This is a genomic window from Methanolobus sediminis (assembly GCF_031312595.1).
Taxonomy (GTDB): domain Archaea; phylum Halobacteriota; class Methanosarcinia; order Methanosarcinales; family Methanosarcinaceae; genus Methanolobus; species Methanolobus sediminis.
On record NZ_CP133592.1, the window covers coordinates 2027582 to 2044864 of the forward strand.

General features: G+C 39.0%; 18 protein-coding genes and 1 tRNA gene. 7 read left to right on the forward strand and 12 right to left on the reverse strand.

Features of this window, described 5'->3' with window-relative positions; genetic code table 11:
- Positions 1–66 precede the first annotated feature (66 nt).
- Positions 67–651, forward strand: coding sequence for a hypothetical protein (locus RE474_RS10050; RefSeq protein WP_309310238.1), 585 nt, complete (start codon positions 67–69; stop codon positions 649–651).
- Positions 594–1859: a cadherin-like beta sandwich domain-containing protein gene (locus tag RE474_RS10055; protein WP_309310239.1), complete on the forward strand. Its 1266-nt coding sequence runs from the start codon at positions 594–596 to the stop codon at positions 1857–1859. Before RE474_RS10050 ends, RE474_RS10055 begins: the two co-directional genes overlap by 58 nt.
- Positions 1860–2057: 198 nt before the next feature.
- Here the strand turns inward: RE474_RS10055 and bcp are convergent, their stop codons facing one another.
- Entirely contained in the window at positions 2058–2537 is a 480-nt protein-coding gene (gene bcp / locus RE474_RS10060) for a thioredoxin-dependent thiol peroxidase (protein WP_309310240.1), read from the reverse strand.
- Positions 2538–2811: 274 nt separating this feature from the next.
- Between bcp and RE474_RS10065 the strand changes: the two genes are divergently transcribed.
- Together RE474_RS10065 and RE474_RS10070 are read left to right on the forward strand one after the other, a co-directional pair.
- Positions 2812–3444 carry an ABC transporter ATP-binding protein gene (locus RE474_RS10065; protein ID WP_309310241.1) on the forward strand — a complete coding sequence of 211 codons (633 nt, stop codon included), beginning with the start codon at positions 2812–2814 and terminating at the stop codon, positions 3442–3444.
- Complete coding sequence (locus RE474_RS10070) at positions 3444–4235, forward strand: ABC transporter permease (protein WP_309310242.1); 792 nt, start codon at positions 3444–3446, stop codon at positions 4233–4235. The genes RE474_RS10065 and RE474_RS10070 overlap by 1 nt, the downstream gene beginning before the upstream one ends.
- A 5-nt stretch (positions 4236–4240) precedes the next feature.
- On the opposite strand, the gene RE474_RS10075 is transcribed toward RE474_RS10070, so the two are convergent.
- Entirely contained in the window at positions 4241–4564 is a 324-nt protein-coding gene (locus tag RE474_RS10075) for a DMT family transporter (protein WP_309310243.1), read from the reverse strand.
- Between the two features lie 199 nt (positions 4565–4763).
- Between RE474_RS10075 and RE474_RS10080 the strand changes: the two genes are divergently transcribed.
- Positions 4764–6575 (forward strand): KUP/HAK/KT family potassium transporter, encoded by a 1812-nt coding sequence (locus tag RE474_RS10080; RefSeq protein ID WP_309310244.1) that lies wholly within the window; start codon positions 4764–4766, stop codon positions 6573–6575.
- A gap of 121 nt (positions 6576–6696) precedes the next feature.
- The gene (locus RE474_RS10085; protein ID WP_309310245.1) at positions 6697–7479 is read left to right on the forward strand and encodes a DUF1638 domain-containing protein; all 783 of its coding nucleotides are present in this window, start codon (positions 6697–6699) and stop codon (positions 7477–7479) included.
- Positions 7480–7554: 75 nt separating this feature from the next.
- Here the strand turns inward: RE474_RS10085 and RE474_RS10090 are convergent, their stop codons facing one another.
- The 4 genes from RE474_RS10090 to RE474_RS10105 form a co-directional block, all read right to left on the reverse strand.
- Positions 7555–7797 carry a hypothetical protein gene (locus RE474_RS10090; RefSeq protein ID WP_309310246.1) on the reverse strand — a complete coding sequence of 81 codons (243 nt, stop codon included), beginning with the start codon at positions 7795–7797 and terminating at the stop codon, positions 7555–7557.
- 210 nt (positions 7798–8007) lie between these two features.
- Positions 8008–8331, reverse strand: a complete 324-nt coding sequence (locus RE474_RS10095) for a cupin domain-containing protein (protein ID WP_309310247.1) — start codon at positions 8329–8331, stop codon at positions 8008–8010.
- Positions 8332–8987: 656 nt separating this feature from the next.
- Positions 8988–11012, reverse strand: a complete 2025-nt coding sequence (locus RE474_RS10100) for a monovalent cation:proton antiporter family protein (protein WP_309310248.1) — start codon at positions 11010–11012, stop codon at positions 8988–8990.
- 117 nt (positions 11013–11129) lie between these two features.
- Entirely contained in the window at positions 11130–11369 is a 240-nt protein-coding gene (locus tag RE474_RS10105) for an MTH865 family protein (protein ID WP_309310249.1), read from the reverse strand.
- 204 nt (positions 11370–11573) lie between these two features.
- Between RE474_RS10105 and RE474_RS10110 the strand changes: the two genes are divergently transcribed.
- The gene (locus RE474_RS10110; RefSeq protein WP_309310250.1) at positions 11574–12359 is read left to right on the forward strand and encodes a winged helix-turn-helix domain-containing protein; all 786 of its coding nucleotides are present in this window, start codon (positions 11574–11576) and stop codon (positions 12357–12359) included.
- A 533-nt stretch (positions 12360–12892) separates the two neighbouring features.
- Here RE474_RS10110 and RE474_RS10115 read toward each other — a convergent pair.
- From RE474_RS10115 to RE474_RS10140, 6 genes are all read right to left on the reverse strand, one after another.
- A complete protein-coding gene (locus tag RE474_RS10115; protein WP_309310251.1) occupies positions 12893–13171 on the reverse strand; it encodes a CxxC-x17-CxxC domain-containing protein in 279 nt (92 codons plus the stop codon).
- A 462-nt stretch (positions 13172–13633) separates the two neighbouring features.
- On the reverse strand, positions 13634–15610 hold the full coding sequence (locus tag RE474_RS10120; RefSeq protein WP_309310252.1) for a CLIPPER-2 domain-containing protein: 1977 nt from the start codon (positions 15608–15610) through the stop codon (positions 13634–13636).
- A 304-nt stretch (positions 15611–15914) separates the two neighbouring features.
- Positions 15915–15986: transfer RNA gene (locus tag RE474_RS10125), tRNA-Ala, on the reverse strand.
- Positions 15987–16037: 51 nt separating this feature from the next.
- Positions 16038–16307: an elongation factor 1-beta gene (locus RE474_RS10130; protein WP_309310253.1), complete on the reverse strand. Its 270-nt coding sequence runs from the start codon at positions 16305–16307 to the stop codon at positions 16038–16040.
- A 10-nt stretch (positions 16308–16317) separates the two neighbouring features.
- Positions 16318–16485 (reverse strand): zinc finger domain-containing protein, encoded by a 168-nt coding sequence (locus RE474_RS10135; protein WP_309310254.1) that lies wholly within the window; start codon positions 16483–16485, stop codon positions 16318–16320.
- An 89-nt stretch (positions 16486–16574) separates the two neighbouring features.
- On the reverse strand, positions 16575–17213 hold the full coding sequence (locus RE474_RS10140) for an amino acid kinase family protein (RefSeq protein WP_309310255.1): 639 nt from the start codon (positions 17211–17213) through the stop codon (positions 16575–16577).
- Between the last annotated feature and the right edge of the window lie 70 nt (positions 17214–17283).

Consider the following 17283-nt stretch of genomic DNA (forward strand, 5'->3'; position numbering starts at 1 on the left):
TGAGGATATAATAAAAAAAATAATCATATATCAAGTAAATATTATAGCCTACTTCTAGTGCTGTTAATGCTATTGATGTCAGCTATAATAATGTCAAGTGGATGTCTGGATTCTAATTCAGATGATCAAATAAATGATACAGAGTCTTTAAGCCCCAACTCTGATTCTTCTAACACAGCTGAGAACATTGAAGGTGGCACATCTGGGGATTTGTCAGATGCTGGTGTTTCATCAGAAGGTACAGATAATGTAACCACCACTCAAGATTATGAAACTTATAGTGTTACCCCTCATTTTTCAAGTGGTGGTAGTTCCAGTTCATCGTCTACCAGCCCTGATGTGAGCAGGACACTCAATAAGCCAGAATATGGTGACTATACCGAACCTAATGGAACCATCTCCGGCGACCTAACAATTACAGGAACTATTGACGGTACTATTACACTTCCAGCAGGACTTACTGTAAATGGTGACCTAACTGTAAACACACCAAGTGCCACGGTTTACAACTATGCAACCGTCGGGGTACTGTTGATATCCAGGCAGTCAGCGTTCATACCTGGAACCAATATGGCGATGCAGACAGCATTATCATGTCTGCACAAAATGCAACATTTAACTTCATATCAGGAAATGTCAGCGATGGAGTAGAAATTGATGCTGAAAATTCAACTTTCCAGTTCATTGCAGGAAATATTTCAGGTGGTGTCAGTCTCACTGAACCATCCAGGGTGGTAATAAATGCAACTGCTACAGGCCTTCCTGAAATTACGGTAGAGGGAAGTGCTGAAGGTTCGGACATTGACAACCTTGGTAATGAGGAACTAGAACTTATTGCAGAAGCAAATGTGACTGTCGCCGGAACTATAAATGTCACTGGTGTAATTCCTACTGAGAGGACAGCTCGTGGTAGTCTTTCACTCTCACCTACATCTGCAATTTATAACAATAATATTGACATGGTAATAACATATACACTTGGTGAAGGACTTACCAATGGAATGGTTAATATTACCGTGCCAACTGGATTTACTATAGCTGATACTGATGATCTTACCATTGCAGGCGCAGCTGCAACAGTTGCAACTAATGTCAATGCTGCATATAATGGTAACATACTGACCATTTCTAATGTCGATATAAACAAGGACCAGACAATTGTACTGGCTCTGGGTACACAAGCAATAAGCAGTTCAGGCACATATGATTTCACTGCAAATGCAACTAACACTTCAAAACTTACGAGTAATGAAGCAACTGCAAGGTTCACTTCATTACTAAACAATGATGCAGATCTTAGTGCTCTAGCAGTGAGTTCTGGATCATTAAACCCAGTTTTTAGCTCAGGTACAACAAATTATACTGTCAATGTGACATATGATATAAGTTCAATCGATGTTACAGCTACATTATCAGATTCTAACGCATCATTGATGATCAATGGAGAAGCTGCAACCAGTGCAGTTGCAAAATCTGTAACACTTGAAGCTGCTGGGGAAGCAACTGTAATTTCAGTTGTAGTAGCCGCAGAGGATGGAATTACTACCAAAACATATAATTTGACTGTAAATAGGGCTGCTACGGATACTACTCCAAGTGCTACAACATCTGGAATAACCAGTCAGACACTGGGAGCAGTTGGTAGCAAGGAAGTAACCCTGAATGTAACTGTTCAGAATGCAGCAGGCGATGCACTCACGGGTTATGTAGCAACCGACTTTACAGTAGTAATAGACGGTGGATCAGCAGTGGACTTCTCAGGTTCACCATTCTCCGGCTTTACTGACAACAGTGATGGTAACTATACTGTAGTATACACAGGTGTAGCTGATGGCACAGGATATGCATTCCAGCTCTAACTGTTGATTCTGTAGAGATTGAAGCAGGCGCTACTACAGTAACCACTCCAGATGCTTAATCTCGCCTAAATACAAAGAATAAACCATATGCATCCCCCTAGCCCGGGGATGCATTTCTTTTTTTAAATCAATAAAAATTAACTAGCACACCTGCTTTTATTTCTCCGCAGATGTACCATCAAAAAAAGCAAAAAAGATCTAGTTTTTCATCTCTCTCAAAACTTCAAGCACCTTCTCAGCATGCTCTTTTACTCTTACATTATCCCAAATCTTTGCAATATTGCCTTCAGGGTCAATGAGAAAAGTACTTCTTACGGTTCCCATATACTCTTTGCCGTAATTCTTTTTCAATCTCCATACGTCGTAAAGTTGATGGATGTCGGTACTTTCGTCTGAAAGAAGTGTGATTCCAAGTTCCTTTTTCTCAATGAATTTTATATGGGATTTTATACTATCTTTGCTGATTCCAAGAATTACTGCATTCTCGGATTCAAAATCAGCTTTCAGGGCTGTAAAATCCTGTGCTTCCTTTGTACATCCTGATGTATTATCTTTAGGATAGAAGTAGAGAACTACCCATTTACCTTCAAGATCCTTGAGACATATATTGTTTTCATCCTGGTCTGGGAGACAAAAATCAGGAGCTTTTTGTCCTTCTGTAAGTGAATTCTTGCTCATGTTCTATCTTATGTGTGTTTTCATTTAAAGAGTTTAAGCAAGAAATAAAGGTCTGTGATTTATTCTGCAAAAGAGATTTTGGGTTGGCTTCTTATCGGGGGCAGAGTTGTAAGTATATGTCAGACCAACCCGCAACTTAGTAAGTAATAGCTCTATATATATCTGAGCTATATTATGTAAATAGAACCCAATATTCTATATTGGAAGGTTATATCCACATACAGCTTATGGCAATAACGTAAATAATGGATTCGTATTACTGGAGTAAATCACAATGGGGCTATTGGATATTCAAAAGCTTTCTGTTAGTTATGATAGAAAAACAATTCTTTCCGATTTTAATTTAGCAGTTGCAAAAGGAGAGAAGATACTGATAAAAGGAAAATCCGGAATTGGAAAATCAACACTTTTCAGAATGATTATGGGATTTGGAAAGTATGATTCTGGTGACATATCTCTTGAAGGTATATCGGTTGATGCCAGTAATATATGGGATATCAGAAAAAAAGTTGCTTATGTTTCCCAGGACACAGACATAGCTGAAGGAAAGGTAAATGATCTTGTTGATGAGGTATTTTCATTTAAAGCTAACAAAAGTAATAATGGAAGGAGTGATATTGAGAAAATCCTCTATGAGTTATCTCTTTCCCCTGACATACTGAATAAAGAATATACGAAGCTGTCTGGCGGTGAAAAACAAAGAGTAGTTCTTGTACTGGCACTGCTTTCAGGCAAAGGGATCTTCCTTCTTGATGAAGTTACAGCGGAGCTTGATGCAGATTTGAAACAGAAAGTTGTGGATATGTTTTTTGATAACCCGCAGTGGACAGTTCTTGCAATTTCCCATGACAGGGAATGGGAAAGTAAAGCAATAAAGGTAATTGATTTCTCTTGTGGTGTGAACTGATGGTAACGTATGATATCAGTCTTGAAGGCATATTTTTTTCATTCTTCCTGCTCCTTATACCGGTTCTAATAAGCTATTATCTGGGTCTGAAGCTCATTTCATCAACTCTTGAAAGTGCAGTAAGAATGGTTCTACAACTACTCTTTGTAGGTGTTTTTCTAACTTTTGTGTTTGACCTGAATAATCCAATACTCAATATTGTGTGGGTGCTTGTCATGGTTTTTGTGGCTTCGCACACCGTTCTGAAAAATGCGGAATTGAAAACACGAAGTCTGCTGCCATTGCTTACTATTTTCATGGCAGTGACAAATTATGCTATGTTGCTCTACTTCAATAAATTCATAATAGACCTTACTGATCTTTTTGATGCAAGATATTTCATACCCATAGCTGGCATGGTGCTGGGCAATTCTCTTAAAGCCAATGTAATTGGAATGGAAAATTTCTGTAGCGAGATACAGAGGAATGAGAATAGATATCTCTTTCGCCTGTCAATGGGTGCTGAAAAGACCGAGGCACTTGTTCCTTATCTTCGTAAAAGCATCAGGGTTGCACTAAAGCCTACAATTGCAAACATGGCTACAATTGGAATAGTTTTCCTTCCTGGAATGATGACCGGTCAGATTCTTGCCGGTGCAAGCCCTCTTGTTGCAATAAAATATCAGATTGCCATCATGCTTGCAATATATGTTACAACCATGGTGAATGTACTTCTGGGTGTGCTTGTCCTGATATACAGAGGTTTTGATGAGTATGGGATGTTCAAAAAAGAAATGCTTAGGAATTCCTGAGTTTTTCAGTTTACACTGCTGCTCAGGTGCAGCCCTATCACGCCTATTATAATGAGAGCCAGGAATGCAATTCTGATAGGGGGCATGGGTTCGCCAAATCCAAAATGACCTATAAGGGATATCATGGCAACACCGAGTCCTGCCCATATTGCATAGGCTATGCTGACATTAATTTTTTCCAGGGCAATAGTGAACGATATGAAACTTATTCCATAGAATACAAAAATAAGTATGGATGGCAGAGGCTTTGTCAGGCCTTCAGAAAGTTTCATGCATGTTGTACCACATATCTCAAAAATGATGGCAAATGCCAGGTAAAGATAGCTCATAATTTCTCATATCTTTTATTTTATACTTCTTTATTAAAAGTTATTACATTTTCGCAGAGAATCTACTGATTTTATCGGTATTTCAAACAAATGAAGTTTTTGAAGCTATGAGATAAACTATAACATGCATTTTAAACCAAATGCTTTTGTATTAGCCTTGTATTTATCAGGGAGTACATCAATTACAGGAAATCATTCTATGATTAAAAACATAGATTTCAGAGGGATAATTAACTCCATGGGCCTTGTCTTTGGAGATATCGGTACAAGTCCAATATATACTCTCACAGTTATATTCATCATTACTAAGCTTACAGAAGAACACGTACTGGGTGTTCTCTCTCTTATTTTCTGGACACTCATCATACTTGTGACAATAGAATATTCCTGGCTTGCAATGAGTCTGGGTAAAAAAGGTGAAGGCGGAACCATTGTACTAAAAGAGATTCTTGTTCCGCTGCTCAAATCCGGCAGATCGGTAACTGTTATTACATTCTTATCTTATGTGGGTATATCTTTCCTTTTGGGTGATGGTGTTATCACTCCCGCAATCAGTATTTTAAGTGCTGTGGAAGGATTGCGTGTGATTCCGGGCCTTGAATCCATTACCCAGAACACATTGATTTTGATTGCCGGAATCATTGCAATAGGTCTTTTTTCAATTCAAAGGAAAGGTACTGAAAAGATAACATGGGTCTTTGGGCCATTGATGGTTATATGGTTTGCTACACTTGCTTTTTCTGGTGTTATTTCTATTTTCTCTACGCCTGAAGTGATAAAAGCCATAAATCCTTATTATGCAGTTGAATTCGTTCTAACTAACGGATGGACAGGTTTTTTTGTATTATCTGAAGTAATTCTTTGTGCAACAGGTGGTGAGGCGCTTTATGCAGATATGGGGCATCTGGGTAAAGAACCAATCGTAAAAGCATGGAAAATAGTATTTGTAGCACTGGTTCTGAATTATCTGGGTCAGGGAGCATTCATGCTTCGTAATCCTGAATCAACCAATGTTTTGTTTGAAATGATTTACCAGCAGGCACCTGTAATATATATTCCTTTCCTGATTCTTAGTGTCCTTGCCACTATTATAGCTTCACAGGCTATGATAAGTGGCATGTTCTCAATAGTATATCAGGGAATAAGCACAAGGATTGCTCCTCTTTTGAAGATAGACTATACTTCAGAAGAAATGAAATCCCAGATATACATTAGTGTAGTAAACTGGTTACTTCTGATCTCCGTATTATTTGTTATGTATGAATTCAAGGAATCTCATAAACTAGCTGCAGCATATGGGTTGACTGTAACCGGAAGTATGGTAATAACAGGAATTATGATGACTTTGATCTTTTATATAAGAAAAGATATGTTGAAGTCAGCAATTGCATTCCTTGTGACTGTTGTTGATTTTGTGTACCTCCTGGCTAATATGTACAAGATCCCACATGGGGGCTACTGGTCAATTACCATAGCAGCTATCCTTCTCAGTATGATACTGATCTATACTTCAGGGCAGAAAAGACTATACAGATTGCTGAAACCAATGGAGCTCAATGATTTTCTCAAGGAGTATAATGCGTTTTACATGAGAGCATCTAAAATAAAAGGAACAGCTCTTTTCTTTGCACGGGACATGTCTTTTGTTCCTCAGTACATTACACATACGATGTTTGATAATGGGATCATTTATGAAGACAATGTCGTAATTTCGATTTCCCTGAGTGAAGAACCGTTCGGTATTTCTAAAATGTTTAAAGAAGAAATCTCAAAAGGTCTGCGTGTATTTGAGATCAAGATGGGATATATGGAAGTCATCGATCTGGTTGAGATTCTTAAAACTGAAGGAATAGATGAGCGCACTATATTTTATGGTGAAGAAGAAATTATTACTGACAATATAATCTGGAGGATATTTGCCCTGATGAAGAAATTATCTCCTTCGTTTGTCCAGTTTTACAAGCTTCCTTCTGACAAACTTCATGGAGTAGTCACTCGATTTGAGATGTGAGTTCATATTTCCGTTTATCGGTTTGATTTGAACGATTCCTGTTCATCTATCAAAGGAGTAGTTTCTAATACAATGTGGTTTCAGATAAAATCACATTTCTTTTTATGGAGAGTGTGGACAAATGCCTGTACTTACTTTCATTGCCTGTAGGATGTTTGAGGATGAGATAGTTCATATTGTTGAGACTGACGATTCCATAAAGGATCTGTTAGTAGTTGATAATGCAGATTGCGGCGGGCTTGTGGCTAAACTGAAGGATTCGGGTTGCAATTTTACTCTGGTAAAAGAAAACAGGCTCTCAGATTTTCTGCAAGAAACGGAAACTCTTATTCTTGTTGTGGAAATGCTTGAGCTTGCTTTGCATGCCACGCCTGAGCATCTCAAAGAGGTTGTTTATGGCAAGGCACGTGAGATGGCAGAATATTCAGATGGCATCCTCCTTTTTTATGGTCTTTGCGGAAATGTTCTTGGAAAGGTTGATACTGAACTTGCTGATCTTGCCTGTCCGGTTCGGATTCTGAAAGAGGATAACGGGGATGTGATAGATGACTGCATTGGTGCCGTGCTTGGTAGCAGGGCTGCATATCTTGAGAAACTTAAGAGTTTTAAAGGTGTGGGTACCTTTTTCATGACACCTATGTGGGCAGCTCACTGGCGTGAGATGGTTGTATCTGCAGGTATGACTCCTGATCCGGATGATATCAAGCTCTCAAAGTTCGTTTTTGATTATGCAGGATATAAGAATGTGGCTAAAATGGACACAGGACTTTGTTATGAGAAGCAGTTCGAATCCATGGTAGAAGAATTTGCAAGGCTTTTTGATTTTAATATTATCGAAATGAAGGCAAGTCCTGATTTACTTGTACGTTGCTATGAGCAGTTGAAAGATGAAATATCCGTTTAATGAAATCATTAAATATCCAAAAAAAATAAATGGATAATTCCATTATCCATTATTCGGGATTATAATAAAGAATGTTTACTCTCCTTTACTATATGTTCTTACAGATTCGATCTTTTCCCAGTCATAGTATGTGTTTATTTTCTGACCGCCTTCATCCTCTGTAACACGTACGAACTGTTCCCCAAGGAAAAGGACTACTTTAGAGTAAACTTTTCCTTCATTGACCTGAATGTTTACTCCTTCCCTGAGTTTCCTGGACATTGTTCCATGAAGTGGGGAAGATGCATATTCAAAGACTTTTTCCCATGTGTCTTTCATTTTTTCACCTTTCAATTCAGTATGGTTTTTACAAGTCGATTCTTGTATGAGTAATCATACACCGGATTCTTATGTGTGATTAATTACTACATAAACCTTACTTGTATCTGTGCAAATATATAGTATTCTTCTAAAGTAATAATCGGACATTATGAAAAAGTAACGTCATAAAAGAATTAAAAATAAGTTTTAATGGAAACTTAATTAAAATCAGTCAAGATATTCATCCCTGCATGGAGAGAACACTTCAACAGCAACAGAATCCTCAATTACCTTTGCTTCATGTGAGACATTAGATGGTATATTCCATGAATCCCCGGCATTTACTTCATGAGTCTCATCACCTATGGTCAGTATCATTTTCCCGGACACCATGTAACCAGTTTGCTCATGAATATGTTCGTGTGAAGGTAAGTGGCTTCCATTTTGTAATAAAAACTCAGTCATCAGGGTTTTTTCCCCGTAGACGATTGTTTTCATCTTGATTCCGGGAAGCACTTCTTTGTAATCAGATTCACTATGTTTTCTGAACATTAAATAAGCTTACAGCTTATATCAATTTAGTATTTTTCATTGAGAACAGTAAAATAGAAATATTTCTCTCACCTGTCAGCAGATAAGAGTAAGTCTTTATGTTTTGTTCACTAGTACATTGTACTGATGGAAGGTCTTAAAAATCCTACAGCGCAAGTCGATTTTTTTGATGCCATGCATTTGTAGCTCTCGGGCTTTGCATCAATTTGTTCGAAATCTTTCCAGACTCTGAAATGTCTGAAACGCTGTTGCGTCTTTCTAGACAGCTTCCATTCCATATTTTATTCTCCATTAATTGATTTATTGTTTTTCAGACCTTTCTGTGAGGTCTTCCTGTTCAATTAATGCTCTAATTTTCTCCCATATAAGGTAAACGCATGTAATCTACATATTCTATTATTTTTTCTGATACTTGGTGAGCAGAAAGTATTTCTGGGTCATTTTCACAACTTGATTGCAGAATATGTATTTATGTTCCAATACTTTTTTATATGTCAATAGTCATCATTAAATGTTATAAATCTTGGCTCGAATATTTATACCGGAATCTTGTTACCTTTTTCGTAAGTAAATTCGATAGAATCTCATTCTGCTCTATCTATAAATGTGATGAATCGATATTTTGTGATTTTTCTGTCACTGTCTGAGTTTCTGAATTAGACGGTACAGCTCTGTGACAAACCTTCTATTTCTCCTTCAAGAGATATCCTCAGCTGGCATAGTCTATCAGGCTTTCCAAGTACTATACATTGGTCACCTGCCATTAGCAACGTGTCACCTGTGGGATTTTCAATAATACTGTCTCCTCTTTTGATGGCCAGTACGGTTGTACCATATATATTCCTGAGATTTGCCTCTTTAAGAGTGCATCCATTTAGGGCACTATCTTCATTGATCTTGAAAGATGTGACATCAACACCTGGTAATTCATCTTTAAGGTTAAAATCTTCCTTTTTTCCCTCAAAGGAGTGTCTTCTCAACATAGAATATCCGTTTGCACGTATCTCTGTTGTGAATTTGTAGATCTCTTCTTCGGGTACAAGATATTTTTTAAGAAGACGACTGAATATCTCTACGGATGTTTCATATTCTTCAGGAATAACCTCATTTGCTCCCATCTGGCTGAGTGCCTTTATCTCAGTCATATATCGTGTCCTTGCGATAATATATAATTCAGGATTCATTCTTCTAGCAACCTGTACTATTGTTCTGGTGGCAATGAAATCTGAAATCCCAACGATCAGTATTCTTGCAGATTTTATGTTTGCGGCATCAAGTACGATCTCATGAGTGGCATCCCCATAGTGGATAGTTTCTCCCATCTGTCTTTCTTTGCGTACTGTTTCAGGATTAGTTTCAATTATCACGTAAGGAATGCCTGCTGTCCTTGCAGCATTTGAAAGGGTTTTTCCATTGAAGCCGTAACCTATGATAATCAGGTGATCATGTAGTTCTTCTTCCTCTTCTGCAGTTTCCATACTCTTTGAGTAAATGCCGTTGATCAGTACGCGATTAGTTGTCTTTTTAAGGATTTCATGTGAGATTGTGTGTGAAGAGCTCATGACAAAGGGTGTTAAAGCCATTGTGACTATGGAGACTGCAAGGAAACTCTGGTATAAGCTGTCGTTCAGAAGTCCGTATTCCTTGCCGTAACTAGACAATACGAATGAGAATTCTCCTACCTGGGCGAGTGCCATTCCTGTTATGATTGTGGTTCTGAGTGGGTAGCCAAGAAGGAATGTAACAAGTCCTGATGCAACTGATTTTATCAATATCACTGCGACAGCAAGTACAAGCAGAATGGTAATATTATTTATAAAGAAGTTAACATCCAGAAGCATTCCTATGGATACAAAGAAAAAGCTCATGAATACATCCTTAAAAGGCATCATATTACCTATGGCCTGGTGGCTGTATTCTGATTCGGATATGATAAGGCCTGCCAGGAAAGCTCCCAGTGCCAGTGAGAGTCCGGCATTGGAAGTAAGCCATGCAGTTCCCAAAACAGTAAAGATTATAGTCACAAGGAAAAGTTCTCTGTTACGTGTCTTTACAATTCTGAACAGCAGTAAAGGCATTATCCATCTTGCGTTGATAATCACAAAAAGCATTATTCCAATGCCTTTCAGGATAAATATGAATGGGCTGTCACCGGAAGTGGAAGATACTCCTGCAAGTATGGGTGTAAGCAATATCATCGGGACGATAACTATGTCCTGAAATATGAGGATGCCAAGGGCTATCTTACCGTATGGTGTGTACATTTCCCCTTTTTCCTGAAGCAGTTTAAGAACTATTGCCGTACTGCTAAGACATACAAGGAATCCAAGAAATATCGAGGTGCTGAAACTATATCCGCCATATCGGGAAATGTAATAGACTATTGCTGAGGTAAGTACCACCTGTAGTCCTCCTCCTAGCAGCACGAATCTTTTAATGTCCCAAAGTTCCTTTATGGACATTTCAACTCCTATTGTGAAAAGCAACAGGATAATTCCAATCTCTGCAAGTATCTCTACCTGCTCAGTATCCTGGATAACACCCAGCACATAAGGGCCAGTAATGATCCCTGTTACTAAAAAGCCAAGCACAGGGGACAAATGCAATCTGTGGAATAACAGGAGTATGGATATTGACAGTCCGAAGATAATTTCTATTTCTGTGAAAAGTGTAAGGTCCATTTTAGTATCACTTTACCCTACATTGAATCTGTTTGTTACTAAAAAAAACCTTTTGAAAAATAATGTATACAGTTTATGGCAAAATGTGCCAAAAAAAAGATAAAATTGGACAGTATTTTAAAGTCCTGCTCTCTCTACGATTATATCTGCAACTTCTGTTGCATTTTTGAATGGAAAGTCTTCTGCCGTGAGAAGTCCACCTGCTTCACCTGCTGTCACTGATACATCTCCTGATTTGCAGGTTGTGTCTGCTCCTGCAGGGAATGCTGCAAGTAATTTTTCAGGTGTCTCAATCGGGAATGTTGCATCTGCAAGTCCACCGACGATTTGGCTGTGTATATCTTCTTTTACGCTCATATTTTCCTGTCTCCTTAATTTTGTAATATTTTTTTAGGTTTATTGTTGCTGCTTTTCTCCGGAGCGTATCAGCAATATCTAATATGATAGTCTTTGATATATACTTAATCTGCACTGTACTATACTTAGTATTCTTCAGTACACTACACTAACTTTATAGTGATATGCAGAAACCTTTTAATCAATAATTCCCTATATATGTGTATGAGTCAGGATTCCGAATATGAGTCAGAGCTGGATGATATCAAGCACATGCTTTCTGATATTCATAATGACATCAGATCATTCATGGACTCGGCAAATCACCAGTATATTGATTCAGTCATAAGAAATGTAAAAGATGACTACTCCGGCGTTATTGTAAGGCATCTTATGGATGATGCGAGTAAAGGGCTTGAAAAGAATATGGTCAAAAAGTGTGAGATGCGTGGTGACTGCAAGACCCTCCTTTCAAATGTACTGCAGAAAAACGCAGGTCTTATAAAAAACGGAACGGTACACGAGGCTGCAATAGAGGAAAATCGCCTTGAATTAAAACAGCTTCGTACAATGGTGCCTTACGATAAATGTGATATCTGCTTTGCAGAAGCATCTGATATTCTTTCCAGACAGGTAACTCTCATGCGTTCCATGCGCATCTATGAGACCAATAAGGACAAACGCCAGGATCTTAGCCAGCTTCCTCCAGAAGAGGTTGTCACTGATATACTGGAACCTCTCTGTCATCAGAAACGATTTGAGATTCTCAAGGCAATCTCCGCTGAAACTAAGAGTTTCTCTGTTCTTTCAGGCCTGACTGGTCTTAGAGGTGGAAATCTTCTGTTCCATCTTCAGAAACTTGTTGAAAAGGGCATGATCATCCAGCGGCACGAAAGAGGTGACTATATGATAACCGGAAAAGGCTTCAAGGTCATGGAAGGTGTCAGTCGTATATATTCTGCCCTTGAACCTGAGCCCGAAAAGCAGACTGATGACTCAGAATCGATCTAATTTATTATTTTCCTCTTTGATATTGATATGGCAATTGCAGTTACAGAGGATTCGGAGTGGCTTTTCATTGAAATAGGATCATAGTCACTATTGTTGTACTCGTCCTATTCTTCATAGATTACATGGTGGGGGTTTTGTATGGCACTCTTCACAAATCTCTGCTGACAGGTTAAGTGGCGTGAATGCTTCTGAAGGAGTAATGACATGAGTAGTAAATCCTTCTGCAGAAGGGTGGTGACACATTTCACATTCAGGCGATTCAGCCGACACTTCTCCATACATTAAAGTTGTGGGGTATTTCCGAAATGAGAATACATGCAGGCTTACGAACCTGATTTCCTGGAAATAATTCCCTCATTATCGTAATGGATGGATGAACGCCATGCAATATATTAGTTATTTGTATGGCAATGATGGTTTACCTACGGATGTTTAGGGTTAAAGATTTTAAATCTGAAAAAAAGGATAAACAAGGATATCAGATTGAAGCAGAGTAAAAACTCTGCCCCTTGTTCTGATATTTGATAAATGTTTTAGTATCTCTTTGGTCTGTGCTTCTGGAAGCATTCCCTGCAGTAAACAGGTCTGTCTTCTGCTGGCTTGAATGGGACTTCTGTCTCCTGTCCACAGTCTGAGCAGGTTGCCTTGTGCAATTCTCTTGGGCCGCTGTTCTGCCTGAAGTTTCCTCCTCTGCCACCGCCATTGCCGCCACGGTTTCCACCGCTGCCGCCTGGACCTCTTCTGAATCCGCCATCTCTGCCATTTCCGTCTCTTGAACCGCCTCTGAAACCACTGCTTCTATCGTCTCTCATATTTATTTTCCTTTGTTGTTTATTTGATCAGTTATCTTCGGGTCAAGATCATTCGCACGATTCGTTCAATTTTGATTCTTATCAAGTCTACAATTGTTGCAGCTGAACATAGTCACAACTACTGGATACAGATGATTGTATAATGCCTGGCGGGCATTTTGTTGTGATGCTATAGCAGTTTTCATTGAGACGGGAACCTCTCTCCCGCAATCTATACGACGCTCTCTTGTTAACGATTAACTTAAAAGAAGTAGCCAGATGAAATTATCCCTTTCTTAACCCGCAAGTAAGTTAACTGTCTATGTTGTGATAAGCCGGATAAATATAAAAAGCTATGTCTGAAGTGACAAATCTTATTCTTTGGATAAATAGTAAAAACCAGAAGGAATCTATGGTAACAAGTAAAAAAAGGATTTTTCCCTCTTTTTCTTTTGAAAAGAGGGATTCTTATGCGTTTGATCCTTATGGCTGTGTCAGTCCGTAACCGGACATTACACAAATAGCACTCAGAAGCAACCAGACTATGTACCAGGGTAGGTTTTTGAGTACACTGAGATCAGGAATGGATGACTCCTGCTGAGAAGGTTCCGGTATAGGGTCAGGTATTGACATTACAGTTTCATTCTCTTCTGCAATATCAGATACACTGAAGAATCTGTTTTTGTCATCAGTTGTTGTTACTTCTCTGCTGTAACTTACAGAGCCAGATGAACCACCATATCCACCTGAGTTACCACTACCTTCGTCTTCTTTTTCCTCTTCATCAGTACTGCCATCATCTTCTTTTACTGGTATCTTGAAGTCCACGGTATCTGTATCAGTGACAATTGTACCACTTGGACTTATGCCAGCAGCTGTTGCTGTATTGTTCATCCATTCTGCTTCTACGTCCGTCTGGCTCAGTGTGTAGTTGATAATGTATGTTACACTCTCTCCCTGCAAAAGAGTTCCATTGAACCCGTTTGGTGCTTCTATCTCACTGGGTGTGAACATTGGATCAGTTACATTCACATCTGTCAGTGTAACGTTTCCTGTGTTCTCTACCATGAACTTATATGTGATATTCTCCCCTTCCTGGGCATATCCATCATCATTCTCATCGTTGAAATCGGCAGTCTTATTGATGCTAATCTTCAAATCATCCGGATTTTCTTCAGTAATGCCGCCCTCTTCTTTCACTGGTATCTCGAAGTCCACGGTATCCGTATCAGTGACAATTGTACTCTTTGGACTTATGCCCGCAGCTGTTGCTGTATTGTTCACCCATTCGGCTTCTATGTCCGTCTGGCTCAGTGTGTAGTTGATAATGTATGTTACACTCTCTCCCTGCAGAAGAGTTCCATTGAATCCGTTTGGTGCTTCTATCTCACTGGGTGTGAACATTGGATCAGTTACATTCACATCTGTCAGTGTAACGTTTCCTGTGTTCTCTACCATGAACTTATATGTGATATTCTCCCCTTCCTGGGCATATCCATCATCATTCTCATCGTTGAAATCGGCAGTCTTATTGATGCTAATCTTCAAATCATCCAGATTTTCTTCAGTAATGCCGCCCCCTTCTTTCACTGGTATCTCGAAGTCCACGGTATCCGTATCAGTGACAATTGTACCCCTTGGACTTATGCCCGCAGCGGTTGCTGTATTGCTCACCCATTCTGCTTCTATGTCCGTCTGGCTCAGTGTGTAGTTGATAATGTATGTTACATTCTCTCCCTGCAGAAGAGTTCCATTGAACCCGTTTGGTGCTTCTATCTCACTGGGTGTGAACATTGGATCAGTTACATTCACATCTGTCAGTGTAACGTTTCCTGTGTTCTCTACCATGAACTTATATGTGATATTCTCCCCTTCCTGGGCATATCCATCATCATTCTCATCGTTGAAATCGGCAGTCTTATTGATGCTAATCTTCAAATCATCCGGATTTTCTTCATCCGCTTCATCTGTTTTTGATATGATATATGTGAAATAGGTTGCATCACTGGTCCGCTCGTTGATTATTGTTCCATTTGCCCAGGCCACTTCATTACGACCATTATTGACCATTGCAGATGCTGTAATGTACAGTGTATTATTTTCAGCAGGCAGATATGGTTCAAGTGGAATCTCATATGTATATATGGTGGTTTCTTCAATAACGTCCCTGTAATCGAATTGTCCGTAGACTATATTGCCACCTTTGTTAATTGGCGTACTGTTAAAACTATTTGAGATTCCAAGGCTAAGTTTCTGAATAGTCCAATCTCCTGTGGTTTCATATGTGACGTAGAGATATTCTGTATCGTTTGAAAAGTTGACAGTACCAACATCTATGGTCTGGTCTACATAAAGTATTCTTGTCATATTATTCTCATTGGCATTAGTTATGCCTGAAAATGCAAATGTAAAAATGATAAATATGGAAGTTAGCAGCCATATGTTTTTTGTTTTTATCATTATACTACCCCTATTTTGTTTTAAAACTGGTTTTGGATTGCACCCGTTTGTCTGTTTTTTATTGGTGTATAATTATAGCTGCTATTTTTATTATATTTAAATATATGTATAGTTTGGTGTATTATAATACTTATTATAATGATATGCCAGGTTTATATCAGTGCAAAATTAGTTATGTATGTGTCTATGGGATGTGTTTCTTATATAGGGTAGGATAAGTAGAGGTCAACTTATAATATGAATTTCCGGTGTAACTCTAGTGGGCACTACATTATATCTTAAAGATCTAAATGCTGTTTGCTCATGGACCCGGCGGGATTTGAACCCGCGGCCTTCACGTTGCGAACGTGACAATCTCCCTCTGATCTACAAGCCCAATAAAGTTACAAAGTTAAAAAATTAATAAAAAAAAGAGTGGTTGAGAGGTTTAAACAGGTCTTCCGACATCTGTTACTGTAACACTCTCGACGCCTTCTACTGCCGCAAAGGCTTCTTCTACTGCTTCGGTACCGCCTTCTCCGTCACCTACAATGACGACCATGACGATTGCCTTAAGTCCGAATGCAATTGGCTGTATCTCGTGTGTACCGTATTCTGCACCTTCTGGAAGTGCTGCGATAACATCGTCCTTAAGTTTCTCGAGGTCTACATCCACGCCAGTTGGCATAATCTTCATTGTTGCTGCAACTTCGCCCATTTAGCTCACCTTATGCTCCCTTAAAGCCACATTTTGGGCATTCGTATGGATTGCTCTGCTGCCTGCAGCTTGCACATCTTCCAAGCTCATTACCACAAACAGGGCATGGGAAACGTACGTAACCTGTTTCCACAAGGCTCTTGTTGCATGTAGTACAATTATCAACTTTATTTGCCATTTAAAATCTCCTTACTGTGAGTAATATATGATCAATATAATACTGAAAATCAGCATGTCAGTGATTTCAGTACATACGCAGTATATAATTTAAATATTCCCCTTGATGTGAGTGCCAATTACATTTTTTCCAATAACGGCATCAATGACCCTTTCCGGATACATTCCATTGACCACGACACAGTCCATCATATTCTCCATCAGAAATCCGGGTAGTGAACTGTCAATACATGTAACTCCCATTCTTGAAAGTTCAAGGGCAGTCATCCATTTCTGAATGATATCATCTGCAATCACACCATCAACATCAGTCACTTTAACAAAACGTGATCCTGTCTCTTTTGCGATCCATGCCCCTATTGTATCAGATGTGACGTTCCATGAATGTGGTAGCCTGTCAGTTTCCTTCAGCATTTTATATGGCATAAGCACAGAAACACCTGCAGGAAATTCATGTATATTTTCTACGGAGTTGATACCTGTCTTATCTATCAGGAAGTATGCGTATTGTTCCATGGAAAGAATTGCCATCCAGTGAGCGGCATCATCACCAATAGAACATTTTTCACTGATGTCTCTGACTGAATTAGCAAACACACCACCACCCGGGACGATCAAAATAGAATGGTCGTCTCCCTGTCCGCAAGTTCCAAAATATTCCTCAAGGGCACTAATGATAGAAGCCGAGTGTCTTATCAGGCTTCCCCCCAGTTTCACAACCGTTCTCATAACAGTCTGCTCCCAATATATTTTCAGGTAAGTTTGATATTTGCAATATCATCCTTATCTGTAATTGATG

Coding starts and splice junctions, on each gene's coding strand:
- RE474_RS10050 (WP_309310238.1), top strand. CDS start 67: ATGCTATTGATGTCAGCTATAATAATGTCAAGTGGATGTCTGGATTCT.
- RE474_RS10055 (WP_309310239.1), top strand. CDS start 594: ATGTCTGCACAAAATGCAACATTTAACTTCATATCAGGAAATGTCAGC.
- bcp (WP_309310240.1), bottom strand. CDS start 2,537: ATGAGCAAGAATTCACTTACAGAAGGACAAAAAGCTCCTGATTTTTGT.
- RE474_RS10065 (WP_309310241.1), top strand. CDS start 2,812: ATGGGGCTATTGGATATTCAAAAGCTTTCTGTTAGTTATGATAGAAAA.
- RE474_RS10070 (WP_309310242.1), top strand. CDS start 3,444: ATGGTAACGTATGATATCAGTCTTGAAGGCATATTTTTTTCATTCTTC.
- RE474_RS10075 (WP_309310243.1), bottom strand. CDS start 4,564: ATGAGCTATCTTTACCTGGCATTTGCCATCATTTTTGAGATATGTGGT.
- RE474_RS10080 (WP_309310244.1), top strand. CDS start 4,764: ATGATTAAAAACATAGATTTCAGAGGGATAATTAACTCCATGGGCCTT.
- RE474_RS10085 (WP_309310245.1), top strand. CDS start 6,697: ATGCCTGTACTTACTTTCATTGCCTGTAGGATGTTTGAGGATGAGATA.
- RE474_RS10090 (WP_309310246.1), bottom strand. CDS start 7,797: ATGAAAGACACATGGGAAAAAGTCTTTGAATATGCATCTTCCCCACTT.
- RE474_RS10095 (WP_309310247.1), bottom strand. CDS start 8,331: ATGTTCAGAAAACATAGTGAATCTGATTACAAAGAAGTGCTTCCCGGA.
- RE474_RS10100 (WP_309310248.1), bottom strand. CDS start 11,012: ATGGACCTTACACTTTTCACAGAAATAGAAATTATCTTCGGACTGTCA.
- RE474_RS10105 (WP_309310249.1), bottom strand. CDS start 11,369: ATGAGCGTAAAAGAAGATATACACAGCCAAATCGTCGGTGGACTTGCA.
- RE474_RS10110 (WP_309310250.1), top strand. CDS start 11,574: ATGAGTCAGGATTCCGAATATGAGTCAGAGCTGGATGATATCAAGCAC.
- RE474_RS10115 (WP_309310251.1), bottom strand. CDS start 13,171: ATGAGAGACGATAGAAGCAGTGGTTTCAGAGGCGGTTCAAGAGACGGA.
- RE474_RS10120 (WP_309310252.1), bottom strand. CDS start 15,610: ATGATAAAAACAAAAAACATATGGCTGCTAACTTCCATATTTATCATT.
- RE474_RS10130 (WP_309310253.1), bottom strand. CDS start 16,307: ATGGGCGAAGTTGCAGCAACAATGAAGATTATGCCAACTGGCGTGGAT.
- RE474_RS10135 (WP_309310254.1), bottom strand. CDS start 16,485: ATGGCAAATAAAGTTGATAATTGTACTACATGCAACAAGAGCCTTGTG.
- RE474_RS10140 (WP_309310255.1), bottom strand. CDS start 17,213: ATGAGAACGGTTGTGAAACTGGGGGGAAGCCTGATAAGACACTCGGCT.